This window comes from Streptomyces sp. NPDC031418 (genome assembly GCF_055581605.1).
Map to the genome: position 1 here is coordinate 1 of NZ_JBVIJC010000006.1, position 17,417 is coordinate 17,417.

17 protein-coding genes and 1 pseudogene are annotated in these 17,417 nt (G+C 71.5%); 6 read left to right on the forward strand and 12 right to left on the reverse strand.

Annotation, left to right across the window (positions count from 1 at the left end):
- Together ACZ5CZ_RS09265 and nudC are read left to right on the forward strand one after the other, a co-directional pair.
- Positions 1–544, forward strand: a pseudogene (locus ACZ5CZ_RS09265) (IS5 family transposase); the annotation flags it as partial.
- 94 nt (positions 545–638) lie between these two features.
- Positions 639–1,538, forward strand: a complete 900-nt coding sequence (nudC, locus tag ACZ5CZ_RS09270; protein WP_468940760.1) for an NAD(+) diphosphatase — start codon at positions 639–641, stop codon at positions 1,536–1,538.
- A gap of 267 nt (positions 1,539–1,805) precedes the next feature.
- Here the strand turns inward: nudC and ACZ5CZ_RS09275 are convergent, their stop codons facing one another.
- The 5 genes from ACZ5CZ_RS09275 to ACZ5CZ_RS09295 form a co-directional block, all read right to left on the reverse strand.
- Positions 1,806–2,339, reverse strand: coding sequence for a hypothetical protein (locus ACZ5CZ_RS09275; protein WP_385846996.1), 534 nt, complete (start codon positions 2,337–2,339; stop codon positions 1,806–1,808).
- Positions 2,340–2,451: 112 nt separating this feature from the next.
- Positions 2,452–2,778 carry a divalent-cation tolerance protein CutA gene (gene cutA, locus ACZ5CZ_RS09280; RefSeq protein WP_006143010.1) on the reverse strand — a complete coding sequence of 109 codons (327 nt, stop codon included), beginning with the start codon at positions 2,776–2,778 and terminating at the stop codon, positions 2,452–2,454.
- A 1,306-nt stretch (positions 2,779–4,084) separates the two neighbouring features.
- Positions 4,085–5,050, reverse strand: a complete 966-nt coding sequence (locus ACZ5CZ_RS09285) for a pirin family protein (protein ID WP_385846997.1) — start codon at positions 5,048–5,050, stop codon at positions 4,085–4,087.
- A 32-nt stretch (positions 5,051–5,082) separates the two neighbouring features.
- Positions 5,083–5,778 (reverse strand): type 1 glutamine amidotransferase domain-containing protein, encoded by a 696-nt coding sequence (locus ACZ5CZ_RS09290; RefSeq protein WP_385846999.1) that lies wholly within the window; start codon positions 5,776–5,778, stop codon positions 5,083–5,085.
- 150 nt (positions 5,779–5,928) lie between these two features.
- Positions 5,929–6,636 (reverse strand): DUF5995 family protein, encoded by a 708-nt coding sequence (locus ACZ5CZ_RS09295; protein ID WP_385847000.1) that lies wholly within the window; start codon positions 6,634–6,636, stop codon positions 5,929–5,931.
- 212 nt (positions 6,637–6,848) lie between these two features.
- Here ACZ5CZ_RS09295 and ACZ5CZ_RS09300 point away from each other — a divergent pair, with 212 nt between their 5' ends.
- From ACZ5CZ_RS09300 to ACZ5CZ_RS09310, 3 genes are all read left to right on the forward strand, one after another.
- On the forward strand, positions 6,849–7,754 hold the full coding sequence (locus ACZ5CZ_RS09300; RefSeq protein ID WP_385847002.1) for a LysR family transcriptional regulator: 906 nt from the start codon (positions 6,849–6,851) through the stop codon (positions 7,752–7,754).
- Positions 7,755–7,841: 87 nt separating this feature from the next.
- Positions 7,842–8,507: a transmembrane-type terpene cyclase gene (locus ACZ5CZ_RS09305; RefSeq protein WP_468940766.1), complete on the forward strand. Its 666-nt coding sequence runs from the start codon at positions 7,842–7,844 to the stop codon at positions 8,505–8,507.
- A 94-nt stretch (positions 8,508–8,601) separates the two neighbouring features.
- On the forward strand, positions 8,602–8,961 hold the full coding sequence (locus tag ACZ5CZ_RS09310) for a cupin domain-containing protein (protein ID WP_385847006.1): 360 nt from the start codon (positions 8,602–8,604) through the stop codon (positions 8,959–8,961).
- Positions 8,962–8,985: 24 nt separating this feature from the next.
- Here ACZ5CZ_RS09310 and ACZ5CZ_RS09315 read toward each other — a convergent pair whose 3' ends face one another.
- The 6 genes from ACZ5CZ_RS09315 to ACZ5CZ_RS09340 form a co-directional block, all read right to left on the reverse strand.
- The gene (locus tag ACZ5CZ_RS09315; RefSeq protein WP_385847007.1) at positions 8,986–9,960 is read right to left on the reverse strand and encodes a D-cysteine desulfhydrase family protein; all 975 of its coding nucleotides are present in this window, start codon (positions 9,958–9,960) and stop codon (positions 8,986–8,988) included.
- A 47-nt stretch (positions 9,961–10,007) separates the two neighbouring features.
- Entirely contained in the window at positions 10,008–11,360 is a 1,353-nt protein-coding gene (locus ACZ5CZ_RS09320; protein ID WP_468940769.1) for a VWA domain-containing protein, read from the reverse strand.
- The gene (locus ACZ5CZ_RS09325; RefSeq protein ID WP_468940772.1) at positions 11,357–12,214 is read right to left on the reverse strand and encodes an AAA family ATPase; all 858 of its coding nucleotides are present in this window, start codon (positions 12,212–12,214) and stop codon (positions 11,357–11,359) included. The genes ACZ5CZ_RS09320 and ACZ5CZ_RS09325 overlap by 4 nt, the downstream gene beginning before the upstream one ends.
- A 127-nt stretch (positions 12,215–12,341) precedes the next feature.
- Positions 12,342–12,983 carry a LutC/YkgG family protein gene (locus tag ACZ5CZ_RS09330; RefSeq protein WP_468940775.1) on the reverse strand — a complete coding sequence of 214 codons (642 nt, stop codon included), beginning with the start codon at positions 12,981–12,983 and terminating at the stop codon, positions 12,342–12,344.
- A complete protein-coding gene (locus ACZ5CZ_RS09335) occupies positions 12,980–14,458 on the reverse strand; it encodes a lactate utilization protein B (RefSeq protein WP_468940778.1) in 1,479 nt (492 codons plus the stop codon). Before ACZ5CZ_RS09335 ends, ACZ5CZ_RS09330 begins: the two co-directional genes overlap by 4 nt.
- Complete coding sequence (locus ACZ5CZ_RS09340) at positions 14,455–15,210, reverse strand: (Fe-S)-binding protein (protein WP_385847014.1); 756 nt, start codon at positions 15,208–15,210, stop codon at positions 14,455–14,457. The genes ACZ5CZ_RS09335 and ACZ5CZ_RS09340 overlap by 4 nt, the downstream gene beginning before the upstream one ends.
- Before the next feature lie 341 nt (positions 15,211–15,551).
- Between ACZ5CZ_RS09340 and ACZ5CZ_RS09345 the strand changes: the two genes are divergently transcribed.
- Entirely contained in the window at positions 15,552–16,910 is a 1,359-nt protein-coding gene (locus ACZ5CZ_RS09345) for a BNR repeat-containing protein (protein WP_468940780.1), read from the forward strand.
- Between the two features lie 113 nt (positions 16,911–17,023).
- Here ACZ5CZ_RS09345 and ACZ5CZ_RS09350 read toward each other — a convergent pair whose 3' ends face one another.
- Positions 17,024–17,335, reverse strand: coding sequence for a hypothetical protein (locus tag ACZ5CZ_RS09350; protein ID WP_467541392.1), 312 nt, complete (start codon positions 17,333–17,335; stop codon positions 17,024–17,026).
- Between the last annotated feature and the right edge of the window lie 82 nt (positions 17,336–17,417).

The following is a 17,417-nucleotide window of genomic DNA, read 5'->3' on the forward strand; positions in this document are numbered from 1 at the left end:
TGGTCCTGGATGAACTCGGTGCCCGAGGTGAGCTGGACTGGTCGCGGTGCGCGATCGACTCGGTCAGCGTCCGGGCCCTCAAAGGGGGCAGCTGACGGGACCGAATCCGACCGATCGCGGCAAGAAAGGATCGAAAATCCACCTCGTCGTGGACCGTCAGGGCCTGCCTCTGTCGGTCGGCATCTCCGCCGCCAACCTCCACGACAGTCAGGCACTCATCCCGCTGGTCCGCGGCATCCCACCCATCCGCTCACGTCGCGGCCCTCGACGCCGGCGGCCCGCCAAGCTGCACGGTGACAAGGGCTACGACTACCGCCACCTGCGGCGATGGCACGCTTCCCGCGGCATCCAGCACCGCCTTGCCCGCAAGGGCATCGAGTCGTCCCGGCGGCTGGGCCGACACCGCTGGGTGGTGGAGCGGACCGTGTCCTGGCTGTCCGGCTGCCGCCGCCTGCACCGCCGCTACGAGCGCAAGCCGGAACACTTCCTCGCCTTCACAGCCATCGCCGCGACCCTCATATGCCACCGCCGACTAGCCAAGTGAAATGACGTCTTAGGCAAGTTCTGGCTGCGGAGGGTGTCGGCGGACGTATCCGCTAGTGTCGAGGACAGGCGGACACTGTGATCCAGGAGGAGCGGTGTACTACAGCGGGTTGGGGCTCGACCGTGTCGTTGATCGGCGGGGGGACTCGGACTGGATCGAGGCACTGCTGACCAGGGCCAGTACCCAGGTCATTCCCCTGTGGCAGGACCAGTGCCTGGTGCGAAACGAAACGCCGTTGCGGCTGCCCTTGGCCCAGGCGAGGGACATCCTCGTCGCGGCCGGCGACCGGGTGCTGCTCGGCCTCGAAGGCGAGAGGGCGGTGTTCGCGGCTGATGTGTCCGGGCTCGAACGGGAGAGCGCCGTCGAGCTGGCCGGCGCGGACGGGATGCTGGACGTGCGGGCGATGGTTCCCACCATCACGCCGGACGAAGCGGGTCTGCTGGCGTACGCGCGGGGAATTCTGCACTGGAACCGCAATCAGCGGTTTTGTGGCGCCTGCGGGGGCCCGGCCCGGTCCTGCAATGGTGGCCACCTGCGGACCTGCCAGAACTGTGGGAAGCTGCTGTTCCCGCGGATCGAACCGGCCGTGATCGTGCTAGTCGAGCTTCCGGGCACGCCCCGGCGCTGCCTGCTCGGCCGCCATGCGGCATCCGGCCCGAACCGCTTCAGCACACTGGCCGGGTTCGTCGAGATTGGCGAGAGCTTCGAGGACACGGTGCGCCGCGAGGTGCGGGAGGAAGCCGGCGTCACCGTGGGTGCGGTGACCTACCAGGGTTCCCAGGGGTGGCCGTTCCCGGCCGGGGTGATGATCGGGTTTCGCGCCGAGGCCGTTTCCGATGCGATCGATGTGGACAACGTGGAAGTGGTGGAGGCACGCTGGTTCACGGCCGCGGAACTGCGCGCGCGGCTGGCGGACGCTACGCTCGGCGGCCCGTACCGGGTCGATTCGATTGGCAAGGCGCTCATCGACCAGTGGCTGGCCGACACAGACTGAACCGATGCGGTGCGAAGACAGATTTTACGCTGGCTCGTTTATCTTCTGCTTCAACTCGGCCACCGCCTGGGTCCGTCGGCTGGCCGACGCCCACCCGGCCGCATACCAAGCCCAGTTGGACCAGTCGCTTCGGCTCCTTGCTTCACTCGAACGGGTATCCGAGTGGTGATGAAAGGCTGGCTGGTGTGCCGCCTCGCGGGACTGGGCCGAGTATCGCGGCGTGGGACCCAGGTGACGAGGCGATGGTCTACTGGTCGATGACGATGCTCATGACGCGCCGCCTTGCCCGGCCACGTCCTTCGCGAGCGTGAACTTGCCCGGCGCCGACTCGACCAGCCACCCCCGGGCCACCAGCCGCTTCGCCTTCGACCGCAGCGCTTCCACCTTCGCCGGCACCGGGCCCAGGCCGAAGCAGGCCGCCATCTCCTGGCACGTCAAAGGTCCTTGACCGAGCCGGCTCCGGTCCGCGAGAGCCTGCAGGATGCGCTGATAGTCCACCGAGAGCGCCGAGCAGGCCAGTCCCGCACGCCACATCGGTACCACGGACTTCCGCCTCGCCGCTTCCGCCGGCTCGGGACGAACCGGCGGCCCGTCCGGATGGCCCTGGTCCTCGGAGGCGTCGGCGTCGTCGTCCGGGGCCAGCACCTCGCCCACGCGCGAGCGGGCGATGACCCACTCGCTCCACTCCCGCTCGGCCACATCCAGCTCGGCGTGAATGCGGTCGGCATCCTCCCGCAGCTCGTCCACACGACGGCGAGCAGTGAGCTCACGCTGCTCCAGCAGCCCCACGACCGACGGCATCCCCGACCTCCACCCCAGCGACGACACGACACATCACCACTGCCACGAGGCCGCCGACCCTATACCTGACCAGCGGAAACACAGCCATCAAGACCGGAAAGACAACAACCACTCAGTCGGATTCCGTCTCCTCGAAGACCCAGGACAGGTACGCCTCCGACCCGCCGGTTACGGGCAGTGTGATCCATTGGGGGACGTCGTACGAGTGCTTCTCGTGCACCCACGCTTCTAGCGCGGGAAGACGGTCCGTCGTAGTCATATACGAGATGCGCCACTCCCGCGCCGCCTCGACCTTCCCCTTCCACCAGTAGAAGGCGGTGATGGGCGCATCGATGTGAACTCCCGCTGCCAGCTTGCTCTCGACTGCACCTCGGGCCAGCATCGTCGCCTGCCCCTCGTCGTCGCTGGTCGTCTGAGCAATCACAATGTCGTGGGCCATGCAACTACCTCTCCAGCTTGGGTACCGCGACCCTACCCAGCCGTCCAGAGCACACCGAAGGCCGGTCGTCACCCGTGAAAGGTGAGTGACGCTCGATCACGCCATGCATCAGTCCGACGGCAGCGGCTCGGAGGTGGCGCGTCGCTTGGGGTTGCGGTGGCAGATCCTCTCATCGAAGGGGTTGTTCGCTTGCAGGGGGCGCGCGAAGTCACGGACCGGCGCGTTGCTGCTCCCTCCAAGGGTCCGGTGTTGTGGACGGCTCGGCGCCACTCGCGCGTGGCGGAGATCTCGCCGTCGAACCAGGGCGGGGCGCCGGGCGAGGGGCCCTCGTCAGGCGCATGCCGCCCCCGCTCGGCCCGGCGCCACTTGGACGGTGTCGATGGTGCCGGCGCCCGTGGCGCGGCACCAGCAGGTACACCTTCACCCGCCGACATTCGAAGAACCGCGTACGGTCACAGACAGATCCAACCTTCCAACGGTCGCGACCACCTACAGACCACGGCCGCCGCGAGCTGCCGACAGTCCATCGCCTCCCCGCCCCCGATCGGCCAGGACCGCCACGAGCCGCTGGGTAGTCCGGCGCCAACGAGTCGAGAGCAAGCCCTTCCTCCGGCCCAGAAGGACGCCGGCAGGATCGCCGAACGCGCCGCCGCGCACCCCCGTGAGCTCGACGCCCTGCTCCTGCCCCTGCACGGGCCGACGGTGAAGGCGGCGGTACGGGTAAAGCTCAGGGGGAGGGGTCCTCTCGAAGATCACCGACTGGTCGTGATCTTCGTATCGGTCCCGGAAGGCGGCGCGCCCGGGAAGCAGCGGGGACTCCACTCGACCGCGGGCTAAATGGTGGTGCCGACGGGGCCGGCGGCTGGGGGAGGTTCGCTGAGGGTGGGGTCGTTTCTTGGGATGCCATGTTCGCCGCTGGGATCGGACGGTAGTGCCCCTACACCTGCAGCTGTTTGGTTCCCACAACTGCCCGAGCGGCCGACCTGCGACGACTAGCCCCGAGGGCTATCGGCTGCGGGGGGCAGCGTCAGCCGACAACACGATGCAGATGATCTCTCCCTCAGCCGCGCTCCAAGGAGCGATCACACCGCTTCACCATGTGCTGATGACTCGTCAGTAAAGTCAACATGGGGTCAGCATTCGTCCGGCCAAAGCTGCCCTCATATGACCAGACTTTGGAAACGCGGGCAGCCTCGGAGGCGTCCCGGAGGCAGCGTCCAAGGGCCCGTGCCACCAGCGATCGTCGCTGGAGGGCAGGCGAAGAGAGTCTCGAATGCCCTGGACTGCACATCAGAGTTTCCCCAGGTCAACGCACCCTTCCGCGCGGTTTCAGCGGTACTTCCGGCAGCTTCGGTGCGCGCAGTGGGGCCCCGTCGTAACCCTTCACCTCGCCGAAGCGGACGCCGTTCATCCAGTCCTCCCGCGCCCGTTCGATCTCCTCCTGGGAGCGGGCCACGAAGTTCCACCACATGATCAGCTCCTCGGCGAACGGTTCACCGCCCAGCAGCATGATCCCGGCGTCCGACTCGGCGCGCAGCGGGAGTTCGGTGCGTCCGCAGCCGAGGTAGAGGAGCGAGCCGGGCAGTACCGGCACGCCGTCCACGTGGACCTCGCCGGACATGGCCAGCACGCCGTACTCGAAGTCCGGTTCCAGCGGGAGCCGGACGTCGGCGCCGCGGGTGAGGGCGAGGTCGGCGCCGACGATGGGGGTGTAGGCCGTACCGGGGGAGACCGAGCCGTCGAGGTCGCCCAGGATCACCGTGGCGGTCAGGCCGGGCGCGGTGACCGTGGGCAGTTCGGGGTGGTACTCGAACTTCGGCTCGGTGTGCCGGTGTTCGTCGGGCAGCGCCACCCACAGCTGGGCGCCGTGCAGAAAGCGGGCGTGTGGGCGCGGGCTCTCCTCGGAGTGGCTGATCGCGCGGCCCGAGGTCATCAGGCCCAGCTGCCGCGGCCGGATCGTTTGCAGGCTGCCCGTCGAGTCGCGGTGCAGCACCTCGCCCTCGTGCAGCCAGCTGACCGTCTGGAGCCCGATGTGCGGGTGCGGCGGCACCTGCATACCGGGCTCGTCGGCGATGTCGTCGGGGCCGTAGTGGTCCACGAAGGCCCATGCGCCGATCATGCGGCGGCCGAGGTTCGGCAGCAGCCGGCGCACCTCCGTCGCCTCCCCCAGCTTCACCCGGCGGGGGCTCAGCAGCTCGCGGACCGGTTCGGCGACGACGAATCCGCGGCCACCGCAGACACTGGGCTCGGGCGCGCGGTCAAGGTTGCTCATGGCGCCCAACTTAGCCGGAAATCCCCGTCCGCTCAGCCGAGCCGCTTGAGCAGTTCCTCCGCGACCGGGCCCGCCGAGGCCGGGTTCTGGCCGGTGATCAGGTTGCGGTCGGCCACCACGTGCGGGGCCCACGGCTGGCCGGCCCGGATGTCCACACCGGCCTGGGCCAGCCGGTCCTGGAGCAGCCAGGCGGCCCGCTCGGCGAAGCCGGCCTGGGTCTCCTCGGCGTTGGTGAAGGCCGTCGCCCGGTAGCCGGCGAAGGCGTTGGTGCCGTCGGCGCGTACGGCGGCGAGCAGCGCGGCCGGCCCATGGCAGACCACGGCCAGCGGCTTGCCCGAGTCGAGCGCCGCGACCAGCAGCCGGCCCGAGTCGGCGTCCACGGCGAGGTCCTCCATCGGGCCATGGCCGCCGGGGTAGAACACGGCGGCGAAGTCGTCCAGGTCGACCTCCGCGAGCTTCACCGGTTCGCGCAGCTCGGTCATCTCCTCCAGCGTGCGGGCGATCTCGTCGGCCCGCTCCTGGCCGCCGTTGGCCTCCGCGGCCAGGCTGGCCCGGTCCACCGGCGGCAGCACGCCGCCCGGTGTGGCCACCACGATCTCGTGCCCCGCGGCCTTCAGCGCCCGGTACGGGGCCACGGCCTCGTCGGCCCAGAAGCCGGTGGGATGCAAGGTGCCGTCGGCGAGCGTCCAGTGGTCGGCGCCGGTCAGCACAAAAAGGATCTTCGACATGGTTCTTCTCCCGGAGCTTGGGTGTCCAGGAGAAGAACGTAGGCGAGGTGACCCATAGGCAACCAATGAAACGCCGAATGCCAGGTATCGGCTTCCCTATGCCTGCCCTGTACGACGCAGGGGACGGGCCTGTACGACGCAGGGGACGGGTCAGACGGCCGGCGGAGGCACGACCGGGACCAGGATGGCGCGGCTCGTGGTGCCGACCATGCGCGCGACGGCCTCGAGGTGGCTGTCGTAGATCAGGGAGATGTTCCTGTCGTGCCACAGGGTCTGGGCGTTGGTCCAGGCCGTCTCCCGGGCCGTGAAGATGCCGAAGCTGCCCACCGCGTGCTTGAGGGCCTCGGCGGGCTGGGTCGCCACATGGACGAGCATGGTCTCGAACTCGGCGCGGACCTCGGCCTCGACGCTCGCGAGGAGGTCGTTGACCTTCTCGTAGTCCTCGTGGACGGGCGCGGTCTGCGGGGTGGTGCCGCGCTCGGCGCAGGTCTGCACCACCGCCACGGCCAGGTCGTGGTTGATGTGGGCGTTCATGCCGGCGAAGGCGAACTGGATCGGCCAGATCACCGGGTTGGCCCGCATCTCGAACAGCGGCGCCCAGGAGGGGTTGACCGGCCGGCCGGCGGCCGCGGCGTCGACGTTGCGCAGATAGAGCCCGCCGAAGATGACGTCCATGCGTTCCAGGAAGGCGTTGTCCTTGAACGTGCCCGCGCCGACGTTCTCCTTCACCAGGCGGGTGACCTTCAGGTACATGCGGTTGAAGCACGCCACGCCGTCGCGCGGATCGAGCCGGTCGTCGATCTGCTGCATGCGGTCGATGACCTCGTCGATGGTCGTGGGCAGGGCCTGGGTGGTCATCTGGCTCCTTCGAGGCAGGGAGGGGGACGGGGATCGCTTGCGGGTCGAGACTGCCCGGGGGGACGCTCCGCGGGCCACGTCCGCCTCGGTACGGTCCCCCGGGCGGCCCATGCCGTATCGATCCGGCATCACCCGGTCCACCCACTGCGGTGCCCGGCCCGTGTGTCCGTCCGCCCGACCGGGGCGTCTGCGCAGCGGTGATACTCGGACGCGTGGACACCGCCTCCCTCGATCTGAACCTGCTGCGCACCTTCCTCGCCGTGTACCGCTCCGGCTCCTTCACCGGCGCCGCGCGGCTGCTGGGGCTGTCCCAGCCGACGGTGACGACGCAGATCCGCGCACTGGAACGGCAGACCGGCCGGGAGCTGTTCGAACGCCGGCCGAGGGGAGCGGCGCCGACCCCGGTGGCCGACGAACTCGCGGCCCGGATCGCGGCTCCGCTGGACGAACTGGCCGCCGTCGCCGGGCCCACCCCGCCCGCCGGGGCCCGGGCCGAACCGGTCCATCTGGCCGGCCCCGCCGAGTTCCTGTGCACCACCGTGCTGCCCGCGCTCGCGCCGCTCGTCGGCGAGGGCGTACGGCTGCGGGTGGCGACCGGGCTGACGGATCCGCTGCTGGAGGAGCTGCGCGCCGGCCGTCACGACCTGGTGATCGCCACCACCCGTCCGCGCGGCCGGACGCTGCACGCGGTTCCGCTGGTGGACGAGGAGTTCGTGCTGGTCGCCGCGCCCGTGTGGGCCGAGCGGCTGGCGGACCGGCCGGCCACCGAGGGGCCGTCGGCGCTGCACGACGTCCCGCTGGTCAGCTACGCCGAGGATCTGCCGATCGCCCGCCGCTACTGGCGTCATGTGTTCGGCCGGCGCTTGTCCCTGACCGCCGCCGTGACCGTACCCGACCTGCGCGGGGTGCTCGCGGCGGTGACCGCGGGCGCCGGCTTCGGCGTGCTGCCCCGCTATCTCTGCCAGGACCTGCTGGCCTCCGGTGCGCTGGTGGCCCTGCGGGAACCGGAGGACCCGCCGATCAACACCGCCTTCCTCGTCCAGCGGCCCGGCGCCGCCGACCGCCCGGACGTGGCCCGCGTCCGCGCGCACCTGCTGCGGGCGGCCCGGTCCTGGTGACCCACGCCCGGTCCGGACCCTAGGCTGGGCCGAGCGGTGCCTACAGGGATGGGCCTACAGGGACGGGCCTACAGGGATGGGGGCGCGATGCAGTCGTTGCACACGGCGTTATTGCTCGGCACGGGAGCCTTCTGGACGGCGGCCTATGTGCTGCTGGTCCGCACCGGGGTGCGGGAGCGCACCTTCGGGATGCCGGTGGTGGCCTTCGCCACCAACATCAGCTGGGAGTTCATGTTCGCGTTCGTACGGCCCCCGGCCGGGATGCTGCACGTCGTGAACATCGTGTGGTTCTGCTTCGACCTCGCCGTCGGCTACACGGTCGTACGCTTCGGACGGTCCGAATTCCCGTATCTGCCCGGCCGGTTGTTCCTTCCGGCGCTCGCCGTGCTGCTGGCGCTGGCCTACGTGGGCATGGACTACGCCTCGCAGGAGTTCGACCAAGGGGTCGGCACCATCACGGCGTTCGGCAGCAACCTGGCGATGTCCGGCATGTTCCTCGCGATGCTCGCCGCGCGCCGCGGCACCCGCGGACAGTCGGCCGGCATCGCGCTGGCCAAGCTGCTGGGGACGGCCTGCGCCTCGCTGGCGCTGCTCACCGACCCCGCCGGGGACCCCCGCTACGACAGCGCCCTGATGTACTACCTCTACGTCGGCTGCTTCCTCCTCGACGTCGCCTATCTCGCCGCGCTGTGCGCCGTACGCCGTGCCGAACGGGCGGCGCCGGTGCCCGTGGAGCACAGCCGCGCAGCCTGACATCGTTGTCCGTTTTCTACCGTTCGGTTCCTATGGCGGCCACGTGTGGGCGGGCCGACGATGGAGGCGGGACAACCAAAGGGAGGAGGCCGTCATGCTGGAAGTGAAGACGGTCGACAAGCCGGACGAACGGCGCGACTTCCCCCGGGGCCACCTCGAAGCCGTCCACCTGACCGGGCTCGACTTCGCGGTGGGCACCTTCGAGCCCGGCTGGCGCTGGTCGGAGTCCGTGGGCCCGATCGCGGGCACCGAGAGCTGCCAGGTCCATCACAACGGCTTCGTGGTGCAGGGAAGGATGCGCATCCGCACGGACGAGGGCAACGAGGGCGAGGTCGGCCCCGGCGATGTGTTCGTGCTGCCGCCCGGCCATGACGCCTGGGTGGTGGGTGACGAACAGGTCGTGGTCTACGACTTCGCCGGGACCATGGCGAACGAGTACGCCAAGGGCCGGTGAGGCGGAAGGCTCCGAAAAGGGCGGTCACCCGTCGAAGGCCGCCGCACCCTTCTCCGCGAACGCCACGGCGTCCGCGTGTCCGAACAGGCCGGGCAGGCCGCCGGTGTGGACGAAGACCGTGCGCTCGCCCGGCCGGATCCCGCCGTCCCGGACGGCCGCGCGCAGCCCGGCCAGGGCCCGGCCGGTGTAGACCGGGTCGAGCACCAGGCCCTCGGTGCGCGCGGCCAGCCGGAGCGCCTCGGCGGCCGGCCCGGTCAGGGTCGCGTACCCCTCGCCCACCTGGTCGCGGCGTACCCGCAGCTCCTCCACCGTGACCTCGCTCGCGGTCAGCGGGGTCGCGAACCGGGCCACCGCCGAGGCGGGGTCGGGCAGCGCGCCCACGTCCACACCGAGCACCGATCCGGCGCCCAGCGCGGCGACCAGGCCGGCCATGGTGCCGCCCGAGCCCAGCGCGACCACCGCGGTGCGCAGCTCCGGCAGCTGCTCGCGCAGCTCCTCCCCGCAGCGCACATACCCGCGGGCGCCCAGTGCGCCGGATCCGCCGAACGGGATCAGCGCCGGCCGGGCGCCGTCCGCCCGCAGCCGGGCGCACACCTCGGCCGCCGCCGCGTCCAGCCCCGCCTGGTCCACCGCGCCGGCCCAGGCCAGCCGCGCCCCGAACAGCCCGTCCAGCGCGAGATTCCCGGACCGGGAGGCGCCCGGCGAGCCCCGCAGCACGAGGACGACGTCCAGGCCCAGACGGGCGCCCGCGGCGGCGGTCAGCCGGGCGTGGTTGCTCTGCGGTGCGCCGGTCGTCACCAGCGTGTCCGCGCCCTCGGCGAGCGCGGCGCCGGCCGTCCACTCCAGCTTGCGGATCTTGTTCCCGCCGCCGCCCAGGCCGGTCAGGTCGTCCCGTTTGATCCACAGGTCGTCGGGGCCGAGGCCGAGCGCGGCGGCCAGCCGGGGCGCGGGTTCGAGCGGGGTGGGGAACGTGCCGAGCGGCACCGGGACATGGCTCATGGCGGACATCCTCGCAGCCGCTGCCCCGCCGGGGCCGCCACCCCGGGTCACACCGGGAGCAGCCGGGCGATCAGCGTGCCGAGCTGCCGGGCCGTACGGCACTCGTGCATCTCGACCAGCTCGGCGTAGGCGGGGGCGGCCGAGTCGCCGGTGCCCCACCGGCTCTGCGGCTCGGGGTTCAGCCAGTAGACGCGGCGGGCGCGCCGGGCGAGGTCGCGGACGGCCGGCAGATTGGGGTCGCTCATGTTGGTCCGGGCGTCGCCGAGCACGAACACCGTGGTGCGCGGGGAGACCGCCGCGCCGTACCGCTCGGTGAACTCGCCCAGCGCCATGCCGTAGTCGCTGCTGCCGTGCCAGCCGGTGAGGGCGGCCTCGGCCAGGATCCGGGCGCTCAGCCCGTCGGGGTCGGCGCGGCCGTGGTCGAGCAGGCCGGTGACCTCGTCCAGCCGGTTGACGAAGGCGAACACCCGCACCTTGCTGAACTGGTCGTGCAGCGCCTGCACCAGCAGCATGGTGAAGTCCGAGAAACCGGACACCGAGCCCGAGACATCGCAGAGCAGGACGAGTTCGGGGCGCACCGGGCGGCGCCGGCGCAGCACCGGACGCATCGGCACCCCGCCCGTGGACAGCGAGGAGCGCAGGGTGCGGCGCAGATCGACGGTGCCGCGGGCGGCCCGGCGGCGGCGCGCGGCGAGCCGGGTGGCCAGCTTGCGGGCCAGCGGCTGCACCGTCCGGCGCAGCTCGGCCAGTTGCTCCCGGTTCGCGAAGAGGAAGTCCACCCGGTCGGCCGTCGGCCGGACCGCCCGCCGGGCGATCTCGTCCCGGCCGCGCCGCTCGGCCACCCGGCGCCGCGCCTCGGCCCCGACCATCCGCCGGAACTCCTCGATCCGGCGCCGGATCTCGTCGTCCAGCAGCCGGTCCGCGAACCCGGCGCCGCCCCGGTCCCGGGCCCGCGCGTCCGCCCGCACCCGGGCGAGCAGCGTCTGCGGGCGCACCCGTTCCAGCGTCTGGTACGCCGACCAGCCGTCCGAACCCGGCGAGTTGCCGTATCCGCCGAAGCCGTCGACCGCCTCCGCCGCCAACCGGGCCAGCAGGGCCCGGTCGCCGGCGGCGAGGGCCTCGGCCAGCCGGTCGCGCAGCTCCTCGCGGTCCGCGGGCCCGCTGTCCGGGCCGCCGACCCGGCACGGGAAGTACAGGTCGAAGACCTGGTCGAAGACGGGCCGCTGACCCGGGCCGTGCAGCAGGGTCGCCGCCAGTCCCTCGCGCAGGCGCTCCCGGTCCGCGAGCCCCAGCGCCTCGGCCGCGAGGGCCGCGTCCACGGTCTCGCCGGTGCCGATCCGCACCCCGTGGGCGCGCAGGGCCCCGACCAGATCGGTGATCCGGTCGGCGACCGCGGTCACAGCGCGTCCAGGTCGAGTGTGGCCGCCGCCTTCTGGATGTCGTCCTGGTGCTTGAGGAGCACGCCGAGGGTGTCCCGTACGACCGTCTCGTCCAGGGTGCCGGCGCCGAGTGCCAGCAGAGTGTGCGCCCAGTCGACGGTCTCGGCGACCGACGGCACCTTGCGCAGGTCCATCGCGCGCAGCGCCCCGGCCACCCGGACCACCGACTCGGTCAGCGCGTCGCCGAGGCCGGGCACCTTCAGCCGGACGATCCGCCGCTCCAGCTCCGGCTCCGGGAAGCCGATGTGCAGGAAGAGACAGCGCCGGCGCAGCGCCTCGGACAGCTCCCGGCCGGCGTTGGAGGTGAGGACGACGAACGGCCGGCGGGTCGCGGTGACCGTGCCCAGCTCCGGGACCGTGATCTGGAAGTCGCTGAGCACCTCCAGGAGCAGGCCCTCCATCTCCACGTCGGCCTTGTCGGTCTCGTCGATGAGCAGCACCGTCGGCTCGTCGCCGCGGATGGCGGTGAGCAGCGGGCGGGGGAGCAGGAACTCCTCGCTGAAGATGTCGGTGCGGGTCTCGTCCCAGCTCTCGTCGCGGCCCGCGCTGATGCGCAGCAGCTGCTTGGCGTGGTTCCACTCGTACAGGGCGCGGGACTCGTCCACGCCCTCGTAGCACTGGAGCCGCACCAGCCGGGCCTCGGCCGCCTGGGCGACGGCCTTGGCCAGCTCGGTCTTGCCCACCCCGGCGGGGCCCTCCACCAGCAGCGGCTTGCCGAGCCGGGCGGCGAGGAAGACGGTGGTGGCGACGGCGGGCGAGGCGAGGTAGCCCGTTGCGGCGAGGCGGGCCGAGACATCGTCGACGGATGTGAACAACGGGGCCTCCGAAGGGGCGGGGAACACGGCTTCCGACCCTATCTAAGCGCTTGTTCAGCACCGCTGTCACGGGGGATTCGCCACCCGGACCGGCACGCGCCCGCCCGACTCCACCGGGGCGCGGTGGTCAGCCGAGCAGGATCACTTCCAGGGTCCGTGGGCCGTGTACGCCCTCCACCCGGTCCAGCTCGATGTCGCTGGTGGCGGACGGGCCGGAGATCCAGGTCAACGGGCGGGCCGGATCGAGGCGTTCGAGGGCCTGCGGGACGGAGGAGACCACCTGGCCGGGCACCCGCACCACGCAGATGTGGTGATCGGGGACCAGGCTGATCCGGCGGCGCCCCTGCCCCGGGCCGCCGTCCAGCACGATCGTGCCGGTCTCGGCGATCGCCACCGCGCAGGACGTGACCACACTGTCGGCCCGGTCCAGGTCGAGCGGCGTGCTCTCGGCCCGGTCCGGGACCAGGGTGACGTCCGCCCGCGCCGTCCAGTCCGCCGCCGACCCCGGCGGCACCAGCACCGAGCGGGCCTTCCGGGCGGCCAGCAACCGGGCGATCAGCGCCGGGAGTTCCCCCTCGGTGCAGCGGTGCACGAGCGCCCGGTAGTCCACCAGGTTCTCCGCCAGCAGCTCCACCGTCTGCTCGGCCGTACGCTCCCCGTGCACCCGCAGATAGTCCCGCGGCACGGCCTCCTCGTACGGTCGCTCGTCCGGCGTCACATCGGCGAGGGCGCGCCGTACCCGGCCCAGGATCCGTTCCCTGCTGCTCACTTGGCGCCGTCCTTTCCCCCACGGGTGCGCTGCCACCAGTCCCGGAAGGGCTCCGCCGGTACGGCCGGCAGGTCCCGGGTGCCGGTCCACGCGCTGCCCGGCCCCGGCAGGGTGCGCGGATGCAGCCGACGGGTGCGCGAGGCGAGCCGCTGACCGGTGCGCAGCGCGCCCGGGCGGGCCAGGGCCCAGCGCGCCGCCCGCATGGCCGCCCGCTCCGCCGCATGGCCCTTGGCCGGCCGGAGCAGCACCTTGTTGCCCTGCTGCACCGCCGGGCCGCCCTCCACCACCCGCTCCCGCAGATGGACCAGCACCTCGGGGATGTCGATGGCGACCGGACACACCTCGTAGCAGGCGCCGCACAGACTGGACGCATACGGCAGCGAGGCGTCGATCTCGCTCGCGGTGCCCCTGAGCTGCGGACTGAGGATGGCGCCGATCGGGCCGGGATACACCGAGCCATAGGCGTGCCCGCCCGCCCGCTCGTACACCGGGCACACATTGAGGCAGGCCGAGCAGCGGATGCAGCGCAGCGCCTGGCGGCCCACCCGGTCGGCGAGGGTGTCGGTGCGGCCGTTGTCGAGCAGCACCAGGTGGAAGGTGCGGGGTCCGTCGCCGTCGGTGGTCCCCGTCCACATGCTCGTGTACGGGTTCATCCGCTCGGCGGTGGAGGAGCGGGGCAGCGTCTGGAGGAAGACCTCCAGATCCCGCCAGGTGGGCACCACCTTCTCGATGCCGACGACCGAGATCAGCGTCTCCGGCAGGGTCAGACACATCCGCCCGTTGCCCTCGGACTCGACGACGACCAGGGTGCCGGTCTCGGCGACCATGAAGTTGGCGCCCGAGATGCCGACCCTGGCGCGCAGGAACTTCTCCCGCAGGTGCAGCCGGGCCGCCTCGGCCAGCTCGGCGGGGGAGTCGCTCAGCCCGTCCGGGGCGGGGCGGCCCCACGCGGCCATCTCGCTGGTGAAGATGTCACGGATCTCACCCCGGTTGCGGTGGATCGCCGGAACCAGGATGTGCGAGGGCCGGTCCCTGCCCAACTGCACGATCAGCTCGGCGAGATCGGTCTCGTAGGCCCGGATGCCCTCGGCGAGCAGCGCCTCGTTCAGCCCGATCTCCTGCGTCGCCATCGACTTGACCTTGACGACCTCCGACTCCCCGGTCTCCTTGACGAGTTCGGCGACGATCCGGTTGGCCTCGGCGGCGTCGGCGGCCCAGTGCACGACGCCACCGGCCGCCGTGACCGCCTCCTCCAGCTGGACCAGATACCGGTCGAGATGGCGCAGCGTGTGGTCCTTGATCCGGCGGCCCGCCTCGCGCAGCCGGTCCCAGTCCGGCAACTCGGCCACCGCACGGGCCCGTTTGGCGCGGATGGTGTGCGTGGCATGGCGCAGGTTGCCGCGCAGGGTGGAATTGTGGACGGCGCTGTGCGCGGCCTCGGGGAAGGCCGGCATGCCGACGAACGTGCCGCTCATAGGGCAGGGTCCTCCTCTGTGCTCGCCAGGATCTCCGCGATGTGCACCGGCCGCAGTCCCGAGCGCAGCCGGCTCATGGTGCCGCCCAGGTGCATCAGGCACGAGTTGTCGGCCGCGCACAGCACCTCCGCGCCCGTCGACTCGGCGTTGCGCACCTTGTCCGTGCCCATCGCCGCCGACACCTCCGCGTTCTTCAGCGCGAAGGTGCCGCCGAACCCGCAGCACTCCTCGGCGCCGGGCAGTTCCACCAGCTGAAGCCCCTTGACCGCCTGGAGCAGCCGGCGCGGCCGGTCGCCCAGGCCCAGGCCGCGCAGCCCGTGGCAGGTCGGGTGATAGGTCACGGTGTGCGGGTAGTACGCGCCGACATCCGTCACCCCCACCACGTCCACCAGGAACTCCGTCAGCTCGTACGTCTTCGGCACCACCGGCGCCAGCGTCCGCGCCAGCGAGTCCCCGCGGCCCTCCTCCCGCGCCCGCTCGCCGAGCCGCGGATACAGCTCCCGCACCATCGCCCCGCACGACCCGGAGGGTGTCACGATCGCGTCGTAGCCCCGGAACACCTCGGCGAACCGCCGGGCCAGCGGCTCCGCCTCATGCCGGTAGCCGGTGTTGTAGTGCGCCTGCCCGCAGCAGGTCTGGCCGAGCGGGAAATCGACCTCCACGCCCAGCCTGTCCAGCAGTTTCACCACGGCACGGCCGGTGTCCGGATAGAGCGTGTCGTTGACACAGGTCAGGAACAGAGCGACACGCATCGCGGCTCCTCGCAGTCGGTCCTCGGACGAGTGCAGGGTAGTCGCCGGGCCCGGTCCGCCGGCAGACGGCCGCTCACCGGGCGGCGAGCCGCGCCTCGGCCGCCCGCCGGACGGCGGTGTCACCGGGGGGGCGCGTACCGGGTCAGCGGCTGGGTACGGTGAGCAGCCGGCGCAGGGCGGGCAGGGCGCCGGCCGGCCGCTGCGCGTCCTGGACGACCCGGCGGTGTGCGAGGGCCGGCGAGTCCAGGAAGCCAGGGCCCACCCATAGGGGTGTCCAGCACTCCGACCCGCCGTGATGGCTGGGGTCGCACCGTGAACTCCCGCTATCGTAGGAGCCGCTCATGAAAAGACGCATCACCGCCCCCGGCCCGTCCGTCAGCAGGAAGAGCACCACCCGACTCGACTCCCAGGCCGTCTTCTTCGTCTCCTACGACGGCCTGGTCAACAACAACTCCTTCCAGAAGCACGGCCTGCTGACCTACAAGGGCTACCAGTACGCCGCCTGGTACACCTCGTCGGGCAACGCCGTGGTCGGCCGCCGCGCCCTGAGCGCGAGCAGCTGGTCGACCGTCACCCTCTCCCACGTCCTGAAGGCCGGCGACTCCCACAACGTCATCTCCATGGGCGTCTCCATGTCTGACGGCCGCCTGCACCTCGCCATGGACTCCCACAGCGACGGTTATTTCTATGTGAAGTCGACGGCCGGGCTGATGGACAACCCCTCGACCACCAGCTGGACCTCGTCGGTCTTCGGTGCGGTCCAGACCTCCCTGGACGGCCTCGCCCTCACCCCGCAGTTCACCTACCCGCAGTTCCTCTCCACCCCCGAGGGCAGGCTCCAGCTCAGCTACCGGGCCGGCATCTCCGGCGACGGCCGCAACGCCCTCGCCGAGTACGACGGTTCGACGTGGACGGCACTGGGGGAGTGGACCAGCTCCACCGGCACGTACACCAGCGCACACGGCTCCTCGACCGCCCGCAACATGTACCTGCACGGCATCGACTACGACGTCAACGGCCGGCTGCACGCCCTCTTCACCTGGCGCGAGCAGAACGCCGCCGTGCTGTCCGGCAGCGGCGGCATCACCAACCACGACACCGGCTATGTGTACTCCACCGACCGGGGCCGCACCTGGCGCAACGACGCCGGTGCGCCGGTCGCCACCACCGGCACCTCCGACACGGTGGCGGTGACGGACAGCGGTCTCGTCGTGGACCCCCTCGGCCCGGACCACTCGCTGATGAACCAGGAGAGCCAGTGGACCGACTCGACCGGCCTCCCGCACGCGCTCATCAGCTACGTCCCCGGCCGCTTCGGCCGGTCCACCACCGACTACGTCGCAGCCCGCACCGCCGACGGACGCGCCTTCCACCTCCGCAAGAACACCTCCGGCACCTGGACCAAGACGGAGATCCCGGTCCCGCTCCACTCCAGCCAGCGCACCAAGCTGGTCCTGGACCGGTACGACAACGCCTACGCGGTCTTCCCCTTCGGCCGGATCGCCGCCGCGTCCAGGTCCTCCGGGTACACCGACTGGACCCTGCTGTACGACGGCAGCGACCTGAACGCCTTCGGCGAGGTCGTCATCGACGAGTGGCGGGTGCGGTACGACCATGTGCTGTCGTTCATGTACCAGGAGAAGTCCACCGGTACGACACCCTCGGCGCTCCATGTGATCGACTTCGCGCTGCCCGACTGACCCGCGCTGTCGCCCGCGCCGCCGGAGTGCCGGTGGGCACGGTGTCCAAGGTCATCAACCGCCCGCACATCGAGTGCGCTCCAGCCTCGCCGCCCGCCGACCGGCCGGGCCGCTCACTCCGGCTGACCCCAGCGCACCGCCGTGCCATAGGCGATGAAGAGTCTGTGCTGACCGTGGAGGCCGTCGGTGTCGTTCACTATCTGGAGGCCCAGCACGCCGTCGGCCTCCAGCTCCCGCGCGTCCTCCTGCATGCTCACCACCGCCTCCATCACCGTCGGCATCGGCTGCCCGACGGCCAGTCCCACGACGGTGTGCGGATGCGGCGGTGCGTGCACCGTGGCCGTGTAGAAGCTCTCGCTGGCCTCGTAAGCGGCCTGCTCCCGGCCCGCCCGCGTCCAGACTCTCTTCTTCGGGGATCGTTCCATTGCGGCATCTTCTCCCGGCTGCCCGGGCGAGGTGACGGGGGGTGGTCAGTCCCGGCCCGCACCCCGACATGTGCTCCACTGG

Excerpts from the sequence above, each read along its gene's own strand:
- ACZ5CZ_RS09295 (WP_385847000.1), bottom strand. The coding sequence starts at position 6,636 with ATGACCACCCAGGCCCTGCCCACGACCATCGACGAGGTCATCGACCGC.
- ACZ5CZ_RS09290 (WP_385846999.1), bottom strand. The coding sequence starts at position 5,778 with ATGTCGAAGATCCTTTTTGTGCTGACCGGCGCCGACCACTGGACGCTC.
- ACZ5CZ_RS09275 (WP_385846996.1), bottom strand. The coding sequence starts at position 2,339 with ATGCCGTCGGTCGTGGGGCTGCTGGAGCAGCGTGAGCTCACTGCTCGC.
- ACZ5CZ_RS09345 (WP_468940780.1), top strand. The coding sequence starts at position 15,552 with ATGAAAAGACGCATCACCGCCCCCGGCCCGTCCGTCAGCAGGAAGAGC.
- ACZ5CZ_RS09285 (WP_385846997.1), bottom strand. The coding sequence starts at position 5,050 with ATGAGCAACCTTGACCGCGCGCCCGAGCCCAGTGTCTGCGGTGGCCGC.
- cutA (WP_006143010.1), bottom strand. The coding sequence starts at position 2,778 with ATGGCCCACGACATTGTGATTGCTCAGACGACCAGCGACGACGAGGGG.
- ACZ5CZ_RS09340 (WP_385847014.1), bottom strand. The coding sequence starts at position 15,210 with ATGCGTGTCGCTCTGTTCCTGACCTGTGTCAACGACACGCTCTATCCG.
- ACZ5CZ_RS09335 (WP_468940778.1), bottom strand. The coding sequence starts at position 14,458 with ATGAGCGGCACGTTCGTCGGCATGCCGGCCTTCCCCGAGGCCGCGCAC.
- ACZ5CZ_RS09310 (WP_385847006.1), top strand. The coding sequence starts at position 8,602 with ATGCTGGAAGTGAAGACGGTCGACAAGCCGGACGAACGGCGCGACTTC.
- ACZ5CZ_RS09315 (WP_385847007.1), bottom strand. The coding sequence starts at position 9,960 with ATGAGCCATGTCCCGGTGCCGCTCGGCACGTTCCCCACCCCGCTCGAA.
- ACZ5CZ_RS09305 (WP_468940766.1), top strand. The coding sequence starts at position 7,842 with ATGCAGTCGTTGCACACGGCGTTATTGCTCGGCACGGGAGCCTTCTGG.
- ACZ5CZ_RS09350 (WP_467541392.1), bottom strand. The coding sequence starts at position 17,335 with ATGGAACGATCCCCGAAGAAGAGAGTCTGGACGCGGGCGGGCCGGGAG.